The sequence below is a fragment of the Rickettsia sp. MAE-05 genome (assembly GCF_057319745.1).
This window is the reverse complement of the sequence record NZ_JBLTIO010000003.1, coordinates 74,809-90,079: the sequence shown is the minus strand read 5'-3', so window position 1 is coordinate 90,079 and position 15,271 is coordinate 74,809. Positions and strand designations below refer to the sequence as shown.

Below are 15,271 nucleotides of genomic sequence, written 5' to 3'. Positions count from 1 at the left end.
CTACGCGGGAATGACATAATAACAATCCATGCAACAACGCTTTCAGTTGCTCGCAATGACGATGACGACACAAAAAAATAAAAACAATAAAAATTATTTAACATGGCAATATTAATAAATAAAAAAACAAAAGTTATCTGTCAGGGCTTTACTGGTTCACAAGGAACTTTTCACTCTGAACAAGCGATAGCTTACGGCACTAACATGGTTGGCGGTGTTACACCCGGCAAAGGCGGTCATACTCACCTTGATTTACCTGTATATAATACCGTACATGAAGCAAAAGCAAAAACCGGTGCAAATGCAAGCGTTATATATGTTCCGCCCGGCTTTGCCGCTGATTCGATATTAGAAGCAATCGATGCCAAAATCGAAGTAGTAGTATGTATAACGGAAGGAATTCCTGTACTTGATATGGTGAAAGTAAAACGTGCTTTAGTCGGTTCTAAAACTAGATTAATCGGTCCTAACTGCCCTGGAGTTATCACACCTGGTGAATGTAAAATCGGTATTATGCCTGGGCATATTCATAAAAGAGGAACGATAGGTATTGTTTCAAGATCAGGTACTCTAACTTATGAAGCAGTAGCACAGACAACAGCCGTAGGGCTTGGCCAATCTACATGTGTCGGTATAGGCGGCGATCCTGTTAACGGCACTAATTTTGTTGATTGTATTGATATGTTTTTGAAAGATGATGAAACAAAAGCAATTATTATGATTGGTGAAATCGGCGGTAATGCAGAAGAAGATGCAGCCGAGTTTATCAAGCAATCAAAAATCAAGAAGCCTATTGTTAGCTTTATTGCAGGTATTACAGCACCTCCAGGTAAAAGAATGGGACATGCCGGGGCTATTATTGCCGGAGGAAAAGGAAGTGCCGAAGATAAGCTTGAAGCATTGCAAAGTGCCGGCGTAACTATCACTAGATCCCCTGCCGATATCGGTAAAACTATGTTAGATTTACTGAATAAAGGCTAATCATTATATACTATCGTCATTGCGAAAAAATTACGACTTTGTTGCATGGTTCGAAAAACACGCTCGGTGTCATTCCTGCGAAAGCAGGAATCCAAAAAAAAGCATAAATACAGCAAATTTTTGAAATTAAAAGCTGAAGTTATTTCGCTTTATATGGATTCCTGCTTTCGCAGGAATGACATAAAACGATCCGTGCAACAACGTCCCTTGCAATAACAAATGACATTTATCTTTTCTTAAGAACTCTTATTATCCCTAATTTCTTTAACTATATTTAGTAATTGTGGGAAATCTATTAACCCGGGTATTAATTTTGAATCAATTATATACGCAGGTACTCCTTGGATTCTAAGGCTTCTAGCTATTTTCATATTTTGAGTAATTAAATCTTTAATCTCATTGCTATCGGCAGTTTCTTCAATTTCTGTAGCATTTAAGCCATTCTCGGTTAATAATTCTTTTATAGATTCCTTAGAAACATCTCTTATTTTTATTAGTTCATCATGAACAGCTTTAAATTTACTTGGATTAACCTTATAAACGGCTAAAACTATTCTTGCCAGATATTCGGAAGCATCTCCAAGGATAGGTAGCGGTCGTAATATAACTTTAACTTTTGGATCGTTTTGCAATAGTTCATTTATAGAAACATCACCTTTTTTACAATAAGAACAATTGTAATCATAAAAAGCAATTATTGTTACATCCCCGTCTTTATTTCCTATAACAGGAAAGCTTGTACTATCTTCAATACCTAACTTATTATCTTTTAGATAGTTATTAACTTTAGTCTCATTTTCCTGTACTTTACGTTTTTGCAAGCCTTCTATTGATTCTATTATTATTTCCGGAGTTTTAAGCAAATAATCTTTGATTATTTCTTGGACTCTTTCCTCTTCACATTTCCTTGCATCCTCGCTTTGTTTAACCTCAACGGAAACCGGATTTGTAGAATAAGTTTTCATTGTTTTGAAAACAAATAAAACTCCTATCACAACTACAAATATAACCAATATTTTACCTATAATATGCTGCATAAATTCCTATATTTAATTTTTATATTGTTTTTACTTTGTTTAACATTGCGAGCGGTCAAAGACCGTGCGGCAATCTCAGGAATTTGGTACGAGATTGCTTCGTCGAATTACTACATAATTCTTCTCGCAATGACGAAAAAAGCAAAATCCCTTACTTCTGTCTTATTAATCTGCTTTGATCTCTTTTCCAATCTTTTTCTTTAATTGATTCTCTTTTATCATGTAATTTCTTACCTTTAGCAATACCAAGTTCAACTTTTACTTTATTTTTTTTATTAAAATACATAGAAAGAGCTACTAGCGTATAGCCTTTTATTCTAATTCTACCGATAATTTTCTTTATCTCTTTAGTATGCAACAATAATTTACGAGGTCTACGAGTAGAATGATTAAATCTATTCGCTTTCTCATATTCCGCAATATGGCAGTTATACAAAAATACCTCATGTCCGGTATCTGCCGCATGGCTTTCCTCTATAGAAGCTTTGCCTTGACGCAGAGACTGTACTTCACTGCCCTTTAATACAATACCTGCTTCTAATCTTTCTTCAATAAAATAATTAAAAAGGGCTTTCTTATTTTGTGCAATAACTTTCTTATATTCGGTCATATTTTTATAGATAGTGATGTTATAATGTTTTCAATTTGTTTTTTAGCACTATCGCTTGCTTCAGTTAATGGGAGTCTAATTTCATTTTCACATAAACCTAAATAATATGCAGCATATTTTATCGGAATCGGATTAGACTCTACAAATAATGCTTTATATAAAGGCAGTAATTTCTGATGGATTTCTAATGCTCCTTTAGTATCATTCTTATTCCACTTCTCTAGTAGCTCTTTACATATATTAGGAGCAATATTAGAGGCTACGGAAGTCCACCCTACCCCACCTTGTGCGTTAAAAGCTAAGACTACTTCATCGTTACCGGTTAAAATGTTGAAATCCTTTTTAACTATTGCTCTAATCCGCAATGGGCGTTCTAAATCTACGCCGCAATCTTTTAATGCTAAGATACGCGGTAGCTTGCTAAGTTTTAATATCGTCTCATCAGAAAAATCTACTCCGCTTCTAGTTGGAGCTGAATATAACATAATAGGTAGATTACACGCTTCATGTAATGCTTCAAAATGCTTATAAATCCCGTGTTGGGTAGGTTTTACATAAGATGGCGGACTAGCCATAAAACCATCAACCTTGATTTTTGTAGATTCCGCTGCAAGCTCTCTTGCATAAGCAATATTATTTGATGAACATCCGCTTATTATAGGAATACGCTTATTAACGATTTCTACGCTAGTTTGCAGTAATAATTTATATTCTTCAAAGCTGAGATTACTACCTTCTCCGGTTGAGCCTGCAATTAATACTGCATCGACTTCATGCTTTATTTGATGTTTTAAAATTCTCTCTAAAGCATATAAGTCTAACTTATTATCTTTAAAAGGTGTTATAGCTGCGGTAATTAAACCTTTAAATATGTTATTCATTGTTTTTTATTTTTTTATTAATTTGTCATTGCGAGGAAGGCTTGCTTGCGTAGATACCAAAATCGTCATTGCGAGGAGAAACGTAGTTTCGACGTGGCAATCTTGTCAAACATCCTGAGATTGCTTCGTCAAATTACTTCATAATTTTCCTCGCAATGACGGCTCGCGTGTCCCACACAGCTCTTCCTACTCCCTAACAATACGCCCATACTCTTTTTTCAAACGCTCTGCAGTTTTATGATCATCAAAAGTAATCTTTTTATTGCCTAAATCTATAGAATCAATATTTTGTACCTCGATTGCCGTGCCTGTAACAAAACATCCGGTAAAATTCTCTATTTGCTCTAATTTCAAACGCTCTTCTTTTACTTCTAGACCTAAATCTTTTGCAATTTCAATAATAGTCTGTCTTGTTATACCGTTTAAAAATCTATCGGCAATTGGAGTATATAATGTTTTATCTTTAACAAAGAAAATATTTGTTGTAGTGCATTCAGCAATATATCCTTCATAATCAAGTAATAAGGCATCATCATAGCCAAGAGCTTTAGCTTCTTTTTTACTCGTTATTGCCATATTATATTGAGCGGCGGATTTAGATTGTACCGGGGTGCTATCAGGTATTGCTTTACGCCAGCGGCTTACATGCAAATTTATACCTTTCTCAAAAGACCTGGGCATTGATGGAATACCGGCAATCAAAAGATTAGTAGACAAATCAGGGTTAGTAATATTTAGCGACTCGTCTCCGCACCAAATAAGTGGTCTTATATACGCATCCTTAATATTATTCTGTTTTATTACAAGTTCATGAGCTTTTATTATCTCGTCCACACTATAAGGTACTTTCAAACCTAATGCTTCTGCTGATTTTATTAATCTTTCCGTATGTTCTTTTAGTTTAAAAACTTTGCCGTTATAAGCTCTCTCACCCTCAAACACCGATCCTGAATAATGCAGGCTATGAGTTAAAACATGAATCCTTGCGAATTGATAAGGAACTAAATCACCATTAATCCAAACATGCCAAAAAATTTGCTCTAGTTTTATCATTGTCATTAACCTATATTTATATTAAAGTATTGTCAATTGTCATTGTGAGAGGTCGGCTACCCGTCATTGCGAGAAGAATTACGTAGTAATTCGGCGAAGCAATCTTAGGAGTTTGTTATTATTTCATGAGATTGCCACGCAGCCTACGGCTGCTCGCAATGACGACTCGTTATTCACGCAAGCAACAACACCAATTTTTCAAATTAAATGAGTATACATGCAACCATATAAAGCACATATTTTAATCGTAGATGATGATAGCAGAATATTAGCACTTTTAAAGCAGTTTTTAAATAAAAACAAGTTTTTAGTATCAACGGCAAGCTCAGTCATAGAAGCTAAAAATCTATTAAAAACTTCTAATTATGATTTAATTATTTTAGATGTTATGTTACCTGAAATAACAGGGCTTGATTTTGCTACTACTATAAGGGATGCCGGTAATAATATTCCTATAGTTATGCTTACTGCTTTATCGGAAGCCGATGACCGTGTTAAAGGGCTTGAAGCCGGTGCCTCTGATTATATAACTAAACCTTTTGAACCGAGAGAATTATTACTTCGGATAAATAATTTAATTAATAATTATAATAACTTTAAAAAAGAAACGAATATAATTAAATTCGGCAATAATTTCTATAATTTTGATACAAAGGAATTCACTAAGAACGATCAAATCATATCTCTTAGCTCGACCGAACAAAAATTACTTGAGATATTAATAAAAAATTCCGGTAAATCTACTAGTCGTTTTGAACTTTCAAAAATTATGGGCGGGCTTAGTATGCGTTCTATCGACGTACAAATTACAAGAATAAGAAGTAAACTAGAAGATAATCCAAAAGAGCCGAAATATTTAAAAACCGTGCGTAATGAGGGCTATGCACTTTATATCTAAATTATTACCGAGAACATTATTTGTACGATTTATGTTCATTATAATCATTCCGATTTTAATAGGGCAAATCGTTGCTATATTTTTGTTTTACGATCGTCATTGGTATAATGTTTCATATTATACTAGTACTATTATTATTAATGAAATAGAATCACTGATTAAAGAACATAGAAATAATTCAAGAGAGATAACCCATTTATCGGAAAATTATCTTAATTTATCTTATCAATTTCAGCTTAATAAAAAGTTATCTATAAGACAACCTAAATTAAGTGAGCCTCTAACTATATTTAAAAATATTTTAGCTACAAAAATCCATGAAAAAAATATAGTTAAACTAAATAAAGAAAATAAAATCGAAGTATTTTTAGAATTAAAAGATGGAATATTATATATTACTTTTCCTGCAAAATTACTACTTAATCCTACAGTATATATATTTGTTTTATGGATTATATCTTTAACTGTTATATTACTTTCTATTTCTATTATTTTCTCCAAAAATCAAATTAAATCAATAATCACTCTTGCGGATAGCATGGATAAATTTGGTCGAGGTGTTTTAAAAGGCAAAAATTTCAAACCTTCAGGAGCTTTAGAAATAAGAAAAGCAGGGCTTGCTTTTTTAAAAATGAAAGCCCGTATTGAAAAACAAATTACTAAAAGAACCACTATGCTTGCTATGATTTCGCATGACCTTAGAACTCCTTTAACAAGAATGAAGCTACAACTTGAATTGATGGAAGAAAGTGAAGAAATTAAAGGATTAAAACAAGATATATTAACTATGCAGCAAATGATAAATTCTTATTTAGATTTTGCTAAAGGTGAAAGTACAGAAGAATTTGAAGAAATTTTATTATTACCTTGGATAGAACATTTTTTAAATAAATTGTCACATGTAGATATTGAATTTATAAAACTTAATAATATAGTTAATTCAAAAGTACGAATTAAACCGAATTCTTTTGAAAGAGCTTTGTCTAATTTAATCGGTAACGCTATAAAATATGGAAATAAAATTAAAATATCTTTAACAGATAATTCATCTATGGTAGCTATAATTATTGAGGATAACGGTCCCGGTATAGATGATACGGAAAAACACCTTGTATTTAAACCGTTTTATAGATCGGATAAAGCAAGACAGCTTGATAATGCAAGTAACGTAGGACTTGGGCTTGCTATTACTAAAGAAATAATAAACGATCATAAAAGCTCTATTTATTTAGAAGATAGCAAGGATTTAGGCGGGTTATCGGTAAGAATCGAAATACCTAGAATATGACGCCGATGTCATTGCGAGGAGAGGCAAAGCCTAGGGCGTGGCAATCTCATAAAGTAGGACTCCTGAGATTGCCACGCTCCTTGCAGTCACTCGCAATGACGGGAAAATCTATTCATGCAGCAAAATTTAAAATATAAAATAATGACTAACATAAAACATTTAGCAATAATAATGGACGGTAATGCTCGTTGGGCAGATCGGCATAACTTAACAAAATCTGAAGGACATAAGCTAGGTGCCGATAAAATTCGTGAATTACTGCCTGAGTTTATTAATCTTAATATACCTTATATAACTTTATATACTTTCTCTTCCGAAAATTGGCAACGTTCAAGCACGGAGGTAGATTTCTTAATAAAATTATTAAGTATTTATTTAAAAAATGAATTAAACAGTTTACATAAAAACGGCGTTAAAATAAAAGTAATAGGTAGGCTTAATTTATTAAGTAGCTCATTGCAAAAACAAATAAATAATGCTATAGAATTAACAAAAAATAATAATAATAAAATAACGCTTTGTATAGCTTTTAGTTATGGAAGTCGTCAAGAAATAGTTGATGCCTGCACAAAAATTATTGCAAGCGGTAAAAAAGAAATAAGTGAAAGCGATATAGGACACGCTTTATATGATCCTGAAATGCCGGATGTAGATTTATTAATAAGACCGGGCGGGGTCTATCGCATCAGTAATTTCTTGCTTTGGCAAGCAGCTTATGCTGAATTATATTTCTCACCCAAATATTGGCCCGATTTTAATAAAGATGATATAATAGAAGCTATAAATGATTACTCAAAAAGGAAAAGAACATTTGGCAAAAGATAAACAAAATATATATTTAAGAATCCTGTCCGGTATAGTTTTAGTGCCGTTATTTGTTATAGCTATATTATGGTTTAAGCCTTTATTCTATATTCTAATGATATTAGTGGGTATGGGAATGTTAAGTGAATGGTATAATATGACCTATTCTTCTATTCCTTATCTATTAATCGGGCTAATTATTATTCCGATTCCTATAAGCCTATTAATATTTTTAAGTATGGAAGATACCAATAGATGGCTTATTATGCTTTATTTTTGTATTATTTGGTCCGTAGATAGTTTTGCAATGATTGGCGGCAAAACTTTTAAAGGAGCAAAGCTTGCTCCAAAAATCAGTCCTAAAAAAACTTGGAGCGGTTTAGTTACCGGAGTATTATCGGCAGGTTTGGTTGCGGTATTAGCTAGTTTTATACCAAACTTTCATATTGAAAATTACTATTTTTCAAATAAAATTTATTTGTTTATAATTAGTTGTATATTAGCATTAATAGCTCAATCAAGTGATTTATTTATTTCATATTTTAAGCGAAAATTTAATATTAAAGATAGCGGTCATATAATACCTGGTCATGGAGGAGTACTAGACAGATTTGATAGTATTATTTTAACCGCTCCAGTATTATTTTTTATAACTATACTCTAATCGTCATGAGCTAAGCAGCCGTAGGCTGCGTGGCAATCTCGTCAAATATCCTGAGATTGCTTCGTCACTACGTTCCTCGCAATGACGGAAAATTTGGTCCATTATAACTTATGATAATACATTTAAACAATCATTCTAAAAAAATAATTTTAAATATCTTTTTAGCTTTACTGCTTGGATATTTTGTTTTTCATTGCATATATGGTAACAAAGGGATTATTGCATATTTAAAAGTAAATAGGCAGCTTGAAAAAGCTTATGATGAACTAAAAGGCTTACGAGCAGAAAGAGTAGAACTTGAACATAACGTCAAATTACTCCGAACGGAATCGTTAAATAAGGATATGTTAGAAGAACAAGCAAAGCAAGTTTTAGGAGTAGCAGATCCTAAAGAACAGGTGTTTACAATAAAAGATACACCTAGTCAAAAGTAAACAACGTCATTGCGAGGAAGGCTTGCTTGCGTAGACCTATTTATCCGTCATTGCGAGAAAATTACGTAAGTAATTGACGAAGCAATCTCAGGATGCTTGACAAGATTGCCACGTCGCTTCGCTCCTCGCAATGACGGGAAAATGAATCATATAACAACATTATTGATTAAAAGGAATTGAACATAATTTATGAACATTAAAATTTATCAAGACGACCTACCTAATAATTTTGAACTTGAAGGGGATATTGCTATAGATACCGAGACAATGGGGTTAAATCTACATAGAGATAAACTCTGTTTGCTACAATTTAGTAACGGCAACGGTGAAGCCCATCTTGTTCATTTTGTAAATCAAGATTATACTGCTCCTAATTTAAAAGCATTATTGTTAGATAAAACTAGATGCAAGATATTTCATTTTGCTAGATTTGATTTAGCAGCTATAAAAAAATATTTGAGTATAGATTTAGAAAATATCTTTTGTACTAAAATATCTTCAAAGCTCGTTAGAACCTATACTGATAGCCACGGTCTTAAGGATTTATGTCGAGAGCTACTTTCCATAAATATTTCTAAACAACAACAATATTCCTATTGGGGTACTGACAATTTATCTTCAGAACAAAAAGAATATGCAGCAAAAGATGTGCTTTATTTGCATCAGTTAAAAGATATTTTACAAAAAATGCTACTTAGAGAAAATAGGCTTGAACTTGCCCAAGATATTTTCCGCTTTTTACCGACAAGAGCTAATTTAGACCTTATAGGTTGGAATGAAATCGACATTTTCATGCATTAATTTAAATTAATATAAGTTAATAAAAAGATTAAATTATTAACTTAATAAATTGAAGTATAAAATCCTGCACACTATTTAAAGAGGCTATATATAGTACCTTATGATTTTGACTCTATGTCTTTGCTGCAGAAAAGGCATTGTTGCGTGGATCGGAAAACGCACTCGGTGTCATCCCATGGCTTGACCACGGGATCCAAAAATATAACTTAAAATACTAATAATTATTAGTATTTTTAACTGGATCCCGTGAATAAATCACAAGATGACAGCGGTGGAATTGATACACGCAGGCAATGCCACGCAGGAATGACATTAATCGTAGAGTACTATAGCTAACCTCTTAGTAGCTAATTAATTTTTTTAAATTACTTAGTCTACACAATTAATCACTAAAATAGGGGATCTTTATATGACTAAACAAACAAAACCAATAAAAAAACCACAAAAAGAAATAGTGGACTTAGATAACATTCCACTAGAAATGAATCTAAGCGATATAATAAAATGTGATTATCAGCTACCTACTACGACAGCTTATGAAGTAGTAGAAGTTATAACACCGGAAAAACAAGATACTTTAAATGTTATTAAAGGCTTTGAGAAGCTAAAACAAGAAGAAAATACTTTAAGTAGTGATGTAGGTGTTTTTGTCGCATTTTGTTGGTGGGCAATAGCTTATGTAGTAAAATCATTAGTAGACAATATTTGTAATTATCTTGTAGAGAATCCCCTCCATCATGACATTGTTGCATCACCGCATCAAGAAAAGCTAGCGGGGGCTGACTCTGAAATGGATGTTATGGTCGGGATACTAGCGGGCTAAACAAATAATAACGGACGTTTTGCATTGCAAGCGGATTTGCCTTGCATGGATACTGAAGGTCGTCATTGCGAGGAGCGAAGCGACGCGGCAATCTCATGAAATAATAACAAGCTCCTGAGATTGCTTCGTCAATTGCTATGCAATTTCTGTAGCTCAGACGGAAAAAATATCAAACAATAATATTCACAATTTTACGAGGAACGAGAATAATCCTCTTCGGCTCTTTTCCTTCTAAGAACTTTTGCACTTTCGGCAGATTGACGGTAATTTGCTTTATTTCATCTTCACTTGCGACAGTTTTAAACTCATAGGTATCACGGAGTTTGCCGTTAACCTGCACCGCCATAACATATGTATCTAACTCTAACATTGATTCATCAAATGCCGGAAAGGCTGAATTATATAACCGCTCTTTATTCCCAAGCTTTTGCCAAATTTCTTCCGTAATATGCGGTATGAACGGATTAAGCAGCTGAACTAAAACATTAAAGCCGTATCTTACGGTTTTAACATCAACCACTTCTTTATTAAGCTCAGCAGATATAGCATTAGAAAGCTCCCGCATACGTGCTATTGCTCTATTTAGGGCAAAATGCTTTATATCGTCTGCGACGTGCTTTATGGTAAAATGCACTAATCTATTAAGTTCCTTGTTAATTTCACTATTCACATCATCTTTTAAAGAAACTATCGCCTCAAACATATGCTCAAGCTTATTAATAAAACGTGAGCAGCCTTCAATACCGCTTGCCGACCATTCTAGATCTTTCTCAGGCGGACTATCGGACAGTACAAAAAGCCTAATAGCATCAGCCCCATATTGCTCTTGCATCGTCTCAAGATCAATGAGATTCTTTTTAGACTTACTCATCTTTTCAATGCGTCCCTGCACTACTCTATTATTGCTTTCTTTATGAAAAAATTCATTACCTTTTTTAACTACTTCTTCAGGATATAACCAATTATTATGTTCATCTTTATAAGTAGCATGCAGCACCATCCCTTGAGTAAATAGCCCTTTAAAAGGCTCACGAACGCTTACGTAATTCTGTTCGTTCATTACTTTTGTGAAAAACCTTGCATATAATAGATGCATTACTGCATGTTCTATACCGCCTATATATTTATCCACCGGTAGCCAATAATCACAAGCTTTTTTATCGGTCATCTCTGTAGCATTGCTATTGCAATATCTCGTAAAATACCAAGATGACTCGAAAAATGTATCAAAAGTATCGGTTTCACGAATAGCCGACTTATCGCATTTCGGACAATTAACATGTTTCCAACTAGGATGATGATCAAGCGGATTACCGTGACCGTCAAAACTAACATCATCAGGTAACGTAACGGGTAAGTCACTGCACGGTACGGGAACTATGCCGCAAGCTTCACAGTGAATCATAGGAATAGGACATCCCCAAAAACGTTGACGAGAAATTCCCCAATCTTTTAGACGATAATTTACACTGCGTTTACCTATGCCTAGTTTCTCAAATTCATCGATTACTTTTTGTTTTGCTTCATTACTAGTTAAGCCGTTTAGAAAATCTGAGTTAACCAAAATTCCATCTTCCGTATAAGCGGTCTTTTGTACATCAATATCCGTTTCAATTACCTGCTTAATAGGCAAATTCATTTTAACAGCTAATTCATGGTCACGTTCGTCATGAGCAGGACAACCGAAAACAGCACCAGTGCCGTAATCCATTAACACAAAATTCGTAATAATAACCGGTAAAACTATATTTGAATCGAAAGGATGAATGACATAAAGACCGGTAAAAACTCCCTCTTTTTCAGCCTTTTCTAGTTCTCTACTTCCTGTAATATGAGAACATTTAGTTATAAAACTCAATATTTCAGGTGTCTTGGAAATTAATTTCTCTATTATAGGATGATTAAAGGCAATTCCTATAAAACCAGTGCCGAAAATAGTTTCAGGTTTGGTTGAGAATACTTCTATAGTATTATCTTCATTATCCTTAATTTTGAAATGAAAGTTAGCACCTATCGATTTACCTATCCATTTCTCTTGCATAGAGCGAACGGCTTCAGGCCATTCTTTTAAATTCTGAATTTCATTTAATAACTCTTCAGCATAATCGGTGATTTTTAAGAACCATTGCTTTAAATAACGCTTCTCAACAATTGCACCTGAACGCCAACCACGCCCGTCTACAACTTGCTCATTTGCAAGAACGGTATTATCAACCGGATCCCAGTTAACAAGCGATTCTTTTTGATAAGCAAGATTTCTCTCATAAAGCTCTAAAAAGAATTTCTGTTCATGTTTATAATACTGCGGATCACAACTATTTATCTCTCTAGACCAATCATAAGAAAAGCCCATAGATTTTAGCTGCTTTTTCATATTTTCGATATTAGAATAAGTCCAATCTTTCGGATGAGAATTATTTTTTATTGCGGCATTTTCGGCAGGTAGCCCAAAAGCATCCCAGCCCATCGGATGAAGCACGTTAAAACCTTGCATAGTCATAAACCTTGCAATAACATCACCTATAGAATAGTTGCGTACGTGACCTACATGGATTTTGCCGGAAGGATAAGGCAACATTTCAAGTACGTAATATTTTGGCTTGCTACTCTGGTTTGATACCTCAAAAGCTTTCTCATCATGCCAAATTTGTTGCCATTTTTGTTCTGTTTGGTTCATATTTTTTTATAATTTATATACTGAGTCGTCATAGGATTTGTTGCATGGATCAGTTGTCTCATCATTGCGAGGAGATGCGTAGCATCGACGCGGCAATCTCAGGAGTTTTATACTACTTCACGAGATTGCCACGTCGCTTCGCTCCTCGCAATGACAAGTTGGGTAATACCTCTTCACAATGACGGAGTCATTACCTCGCACTATTAATATATATATCTCTAGCTTTTCTTAAAATTTTATCTTCAAGCGTGATAGCAAGATTTGAGGTGTTTTCATTAAGTACCCATTGTTTATTTTTAAGCATTTCTTCAAATACTTTCACTTCAATTGAATCAGGGCTTATTACATCGTCTTTGATAAATATATTAATTTTAAATCGAAAATTAGAATTAGAGCGTGGGCTATACCATTCCGTAATAATCACACCGCCGTTTGAGTCAGCTGATGCAAGAGGAGCAAAACTTATAGTCTCTAATGCTGCTTGCCAAAGATATTTATTAACCGAGCCTCCTACAGCTTTAGTAGATTCGTTTTTTACCCTGCCCGGTCTAAAAACTAATCCTTCTTCACCTGCTATAGAACCTACTTCGTCCCATTTCTGCTCTCGTTCTGTTTTTGGATAATCATCCGCTAAGATACTAGTACTTATTGCACTAAGTATAATTACAAAAAATAATCCGATAATTTTTTTCATAACCAATATTTAATTAGGGTGCTTGAGGGAAATAATAGAGAAGCTTTGGCTATTAGTCAAAAATTATTTGAACTAATTATATGTCATTCTCACCGCCTTTTATGTCATTCCTATACCCCTCTATGTCATTCATAGCTAGAAGCGGGAATCTTTCGTTGTCATACCGCGACTTGTGAGCTAGATCCAGCTAAAAATACTAAAATTATTAATACTTTAAGTGTTTTTTTGGATCCCGTGGTCAAGCCACGGGATGACAGAGTACAGATTTAATTACTTCTCAGAGATAAATTCAAAACGTGGAATATTTTTTCCATTTAATAAAACCTTTCCGTTAAACATTTCAAGCGGTCTTACCCAAAGCTGAAAATCATCATATAATGCTTTATAAACTACTAATCCTTCCAAAGTTTCGGTATGTTTCGCGGTATCTATAACTTGGTATAATTTTCCTTTGTAATGCTTATATATTCCGGTTTTCATAAAACTTACACCTTAACTGGCATGACGACAAAAATATCTTTAGGATTCTCAGGAAATTTAATAAGTACCGGTGCTGAAACATCTGAAAAATATAGTTCTACTAAATCCGATTTCACTGCTTTTAAGACATCTTCCAAATATTGCGGATTAAAGCCTATAGCTAAAGACTCATCACTATTATATTCATAAAAACTTTCCTTATCTTGTGAAGAATTAATAACCTCTTTTGCGTTACCTCTTGCCTCACCGACGGCACTAATCTCTAAGGTTTCACGAGATAAGGATAATTTTACCGCTCTAAATTTTTCAACGGTTATTATCGCTATCCTTTCTATACTATCTGCAAATATTTTTCGATTAATTACTAATTTTGAACTGCTGCTTTCCGGAATAAAAGCACTATAATCAGGGAAAGTACCGTCTATAAGCTTTGATAGCATAATAGTATTTTCGTTACATATAAATTTAATCTTATTGCTACTTAATAAAATTTCTATATCTTCATTTATATTTTTAGGATCTTTAACTATTTTTAAAATTTCCTCTGCACTTTTTTGCGGTAATATAACTCCAAAATTCTTTATTTGTTTTTCTAATGTTACCCATGAAATCGAAAGCCTATGCCCATCGGTACTTGCCGAACAAAACTCTTTGTCTTTTATGTGTAAATAAACACCGTTTAAATTATAACGAGTTTCATCTAAAGAAATTGAAAATTTTGTCGATTCGATTATTTTAGCAAAATCCGTGCAGGAAATTTTAAAACTTGCTTCAGGATTAATACTATCCATTGGAGGAAAAGAACTAACCGGCAAAGTAAATAAATTAAATTTACAATTTTTTCCTTTGATTTCAAGTCCCGTTGTACCGAGATCTGTTAATGTAAGCTCGGAATCCGGAAGTTTTCGGACTATATCATTTAGAGTTTTCGTAGAAACGGTAAGTTCACCTTCACTTACTACCTGTACTGCTATTTTTTGACTTAAGTACAAATCCATATTAGTAGAACTAAGCTCTAGATTGCCGTCTTTTGCCGATAATTTAATGTTTGCATATTCAGGTATTACATTACGTTTTTCAACAACGGAACTTGCAAACCCTAGGGACTGAACTAACGTTTTTGTTTCAACTATTAATTTTAGCATA

The 15,271-nt window shown here is 33.6% G+C and carries 16 protein-coding genes; 8 read left to right on the top strand and 8 right to left on the bottom strand.

Annotated features, from left to right (window positions below; genetic code table 11):
* Positions 1-102: 102 nt before the first annotated feature.
* On the top strand, positions 103-981 hold the full coding sequence (gene sucD, locus ACNFN7_RS06505) for a succinate--CoA ligase subunit alpha (RefSeq protein ID WP_485441324.1): 879 nt from the start codon (positions 103-105) through the stop codon (positions 979-981).
* 236 nt (positions 982-1,217) lie between these two features.
* Here sucD and ACNFN7_RS06500 read toward each other — a convergent pair whose 3' ends face one another.
* The 4 genes from ACNFN7_RS06500 to ACNFN7_RS06485 form a co-directional block, all read right to left on the bottom strand.
* Positions 1,218-2,018, bottom strand: a complete 801-nt coding sequence (locus tag ACNFN7_RS06500; RefSeq protein ID WP_485441323.1) for a DsbA family protein — start codon at positions 2,016-2,018, stop codon at positions 1,218-1,220.
* Positions 2,019-2,169: 151 nt separating this feature from the next.
* Positions 2,170-2,628: an SsrA-binding protein SmpB gene (smpB, locus tag ACNFN7_RS06495; protein WP_011270991.1), complete on the bottom strand. Its 459-nt coding sequence runs from the start codon at positions 2,626-2,628 to the stop codon at positions 2,170-2,172.
* Complete coding sequence (gene dapA / locus ACNFN7_RS06490) at positions 2,625-3,509, bottom strand: 4-hydroxy-tetrahydrodipicolinate synthase (RefSeq protein ID WP_485441322.1); 885 nt, start codon at positions 3,507-3,509, stop codon at positions 2,625-2,627. Before dapA ends, smpB begins: the two co-directional genes overlap by 4 nt.
* A 186-nt stretch (positions 3,510-3,695) precedes the next feature.
* On the bottom strand, positions 3,696-4,568 hold the full coding sequence (locus tag ACNFN7_RS06485; protein WP_485441321.1) for a branched-chain amino acid transaminase: 873 nt from the start codon (positions 4,566-4,568) through the stop codon (positions 3,696-3,698).
* 211 nt (positions 4,569-4,779) lie between these two features.
* Between ACNFN7_RS06485 and ACNFN7_RS06480 the strand changes: the two genes are divergently transcribed.
* The 7 genes from ACNFN7_RS06480 (at position 4,780) to ACNFN7_RS06450 (ending at position 10,274) form a co-directional block, all read left to right on the top strand.
* Entirely contained in the window at positions 4,780-5,460 is a 681-nt protein-coding gene (locus ACNFN7_RS06480) for a response regulator transcription factor (RefSeq protein ID WP_485441320.1), read from the top strand.
* Positions 5,444-6,748, top strand: a complete 1,305-nt coding sequence (locus tag ACNFN7_RS06475; RefSeq protein WP_485441319.1) for an ATP-binding protein — start codon at positions 5,444-5,446, stop codon at positions 6,746-6,748. Before ACNFN7_RS06480 ends, ACNFN7_RS06475 begins: the two co-directional genes overlap by 17 nt.
* Before the next feature lie 114 nt (positions 6,749-6,862).
* Positions 6,863-7,573, top strand: coding sequence for a polyprenyl diphosphate synthase (gene uppS, locus ACNFN7_RS06470; RefSeq protein ID WP_485441318.1), 711 nt, complete (start codon positions 6,863-6,865; stop codon positions 7,571-7,573).
* Complete coding sequence (locus tag ACNFN7_RS06465) at positions 7,533-8,216, top strand: phosphatidate cytidylyltransferase (RefSeq protein WP_485441317.1); 684 nt, start codon at positions 7,533-7,535, stop codon at positions 8,214-8,216. Before uppS ends, ACNFN7_RS06465 begins: the two co-directional genes overlap by 41 nt.
* A 110-nt stretch (positions 8,217-8,326) precedes the next feature.
* Complete coding sequence (locus ACNFN7_RS06460) at positions 8,327-8,650, top strand: FtsB family cell division protein (protein ID WP_485441316.1); 324 nt, start codon at positions 8,327-8,329, stop codon at positions 8,648-8,650.
* Positions 8,651-8,839: 189 nt separating this feature from the next.
* Positions 8,840-9,451: a ribonuclease D gene (locus ACNFN7_RS06455; RefSeq protein WP_485441315.1), complete on the top strand. Its 612-nt coding sequence runs from the start codon at positions 8,840-8,842 to the stop codon at positions 9,449-9,451.
* Positions 9,452-9,860: 409 nt separating this feature from the next.
* Positions 9,861-10,274, top strand: a complete 414-nt coding sequence (locus tag ACNFN7_RS06450; RefSeq protein ID WP_485441314.1) for a hypothetical protein — start codon at positions 9,861-9,863, stop codon at positions 10,272-10,274.
* A 169-nt stretch (positions 10,275-10,443) separates the two neighbouring features.
* On the opposite strand, the gene leuS is transcribed toward ACNFN7_RS06450, so the two are convergent.
* The 4 genes from leuS to dnaN form a co-directional block, all read right to left on the bottom strand.
* Positions 10,444-12,951 (bottom strand): leucine--tRNA ligase, encoded by a 2,508-nt coding sequence (leuS, locus tag ACNFN7_RS06445; RefSeq protein WP_485441313.1) that lies wholly within the window; start codon positions 12,949-12,951, stop codon positions 10,444-10,446.
* Between the two features lie 190 nt (positions 12,952-13,141).
* Complete coding sequence (locus tag ACNFN7_RS06440; RefSeq protein WP_485441312.1) at positions 13,142-13,645, bottom strand: DUF3576 domain-containing protein; 504 nt, start codon at positions 13,643-13,645, stop codon at positions 13,142-13,144.
* A gap of 270 nt (positions 13,646-13,915) precedes the next feature.
* On the bottom strand, positions 13,916-14,125 hold the full coding sequence (locus ACNFN7_RS06435; protein ID WP_485441311.1) for a DUF1653 domain-containing protein: 210 nt from the start codon (positions 14,123-14,125) through the stop codon (positions 13,916-13,918).
* Positions 14,126-14,130: 5 nt separating this feature from the next.
* Entirely contained in the window at positions 14,131-15,270 is a 1,140-nt protein-coding gene (gene dnaN / locus ACNFN7_RS06430; RefSeq protein ID WP_011270979.1) for a DNA polymerase III subunit beta, read from the bottom strand.
* Position 15,271: the final 1 nt, after the last annotated feature.

What these genes read in the sequence shown, in the direction of transcription:
- ACNFN7_RS06475 (WP_485441319.1), top strand. Translation starts at nt 5,444, where the DNA reads ATGCACTTTATATCTAAATTATTACCGAGAACATTATTTGTACGATTT.
- sucD (WP_485441324.1), top strand. Translation starts at nt 103, where the DNA reads ATGGCAATATTAATAAATAAAAAAACAAAAGTTATCTGTCAGGGCTTT.
- dnaN (WP_011270979.1), bottom strand. Translation starts at nt 15,270, where the DNA reads ATGCTAAAATTAATAGTTGAAACAAAAACGTTAGTTCAGTCCCTAGGG.
- smpB (WP_011270991.1), bottom strand. Translation starts at nt 2,628, where the DNA reads ATGACCGAATATAAGAAAGTTATTGCACAAAATAAGAAAGCCCTTTTT.
- ACNFN7_RS06460 (WP_485441316.1), top strand. Translation starts at nt 8,327, where the DNA reads ATGATAATACATTTAAACAATCATTCTAAAAAAATAATTTTAAATATC.
- ACNFN7_RS06435 (WP_485441311.1), bottom strand. Translation starts at nt 14,125, where the DNA reads ATGAAAACCGGAATATATAAGCATTACAAAGGAAAATTATACCAAGTT.
- ACNFN7_RS06450 (WP_485441314.1), top strand. Translation starts at nt 9,861, where the DNA reads ATGACTAAACAAACAAAACCAATAAAAAAACCACAAAAAGAAATAGTG.
- uppS (WP_485441318.1), top strand. Translation starts at nt 6,863, where the DNA reads ATGCAGCAAAATTTAAAATATAAAATAATGACTAACATAAAACATTTA.
- leuS (WP_485441313.1), bottom strand. Translation starts at nt 12,951, where the DNA reads ATGAACCAAACAGAACAAAAATGGCAACAAATTTGGCATGATGAGAAA.
- ACNFN7_RS06485 (WP_485441321.1), bottom strand. Translation starts at nt 4,568, where the DNA reads ATGACAATGATAAAACTAGAGCAAATTTTTTGGCATGTTTGGATTAAT.
- dapA (WP_485441322.1), bottom strand. Translation starts at nt 3,509, where the DNA reads ATGAATAACATATTTAAAGGTTTAATTACCGCAGCTATAACACCTTTT.
- ACNFN7_RS06455 (WP_485441315.1), top strand. Translation starts at nt 8,840, where the DNA reads ATGAACATTAAAATTTATCAAGACGACCTACCTAATAATTTTGAACTT.
- ACNFN7_RS06465 (WP_485441317.1), top strand. Translation starts at nt 7,533, where the DNA reads ATGATTACTCAAAAAGGAAAAGAACATTTGGCAAAAGATAAACAAAAT.
- ACNFN7_RS06500 (WP_485441323.1), bottom strand. Translation starts at nt 2,018, where the DNA reads ATGCAGCATATTATAGGTAAAATATTGGTTATATTTGTAGTTGTGATA.
- ACNFN7_RS06440 (WP_485441312.1), bottom strand. Translation starts at nt 13,645, where the DNA reads ATGAAAAAAATTATCGGATTATTTTTTGTAATTATACTTAGTGCAATA.
- ACNFN7_RS06480 (WP_485441320.1), top strand. Translation starts at nt 4,780, where the DNA reads ATGCAACCATATAAAGCACATATTTTAATCGTAGATGATGATAGCAGA.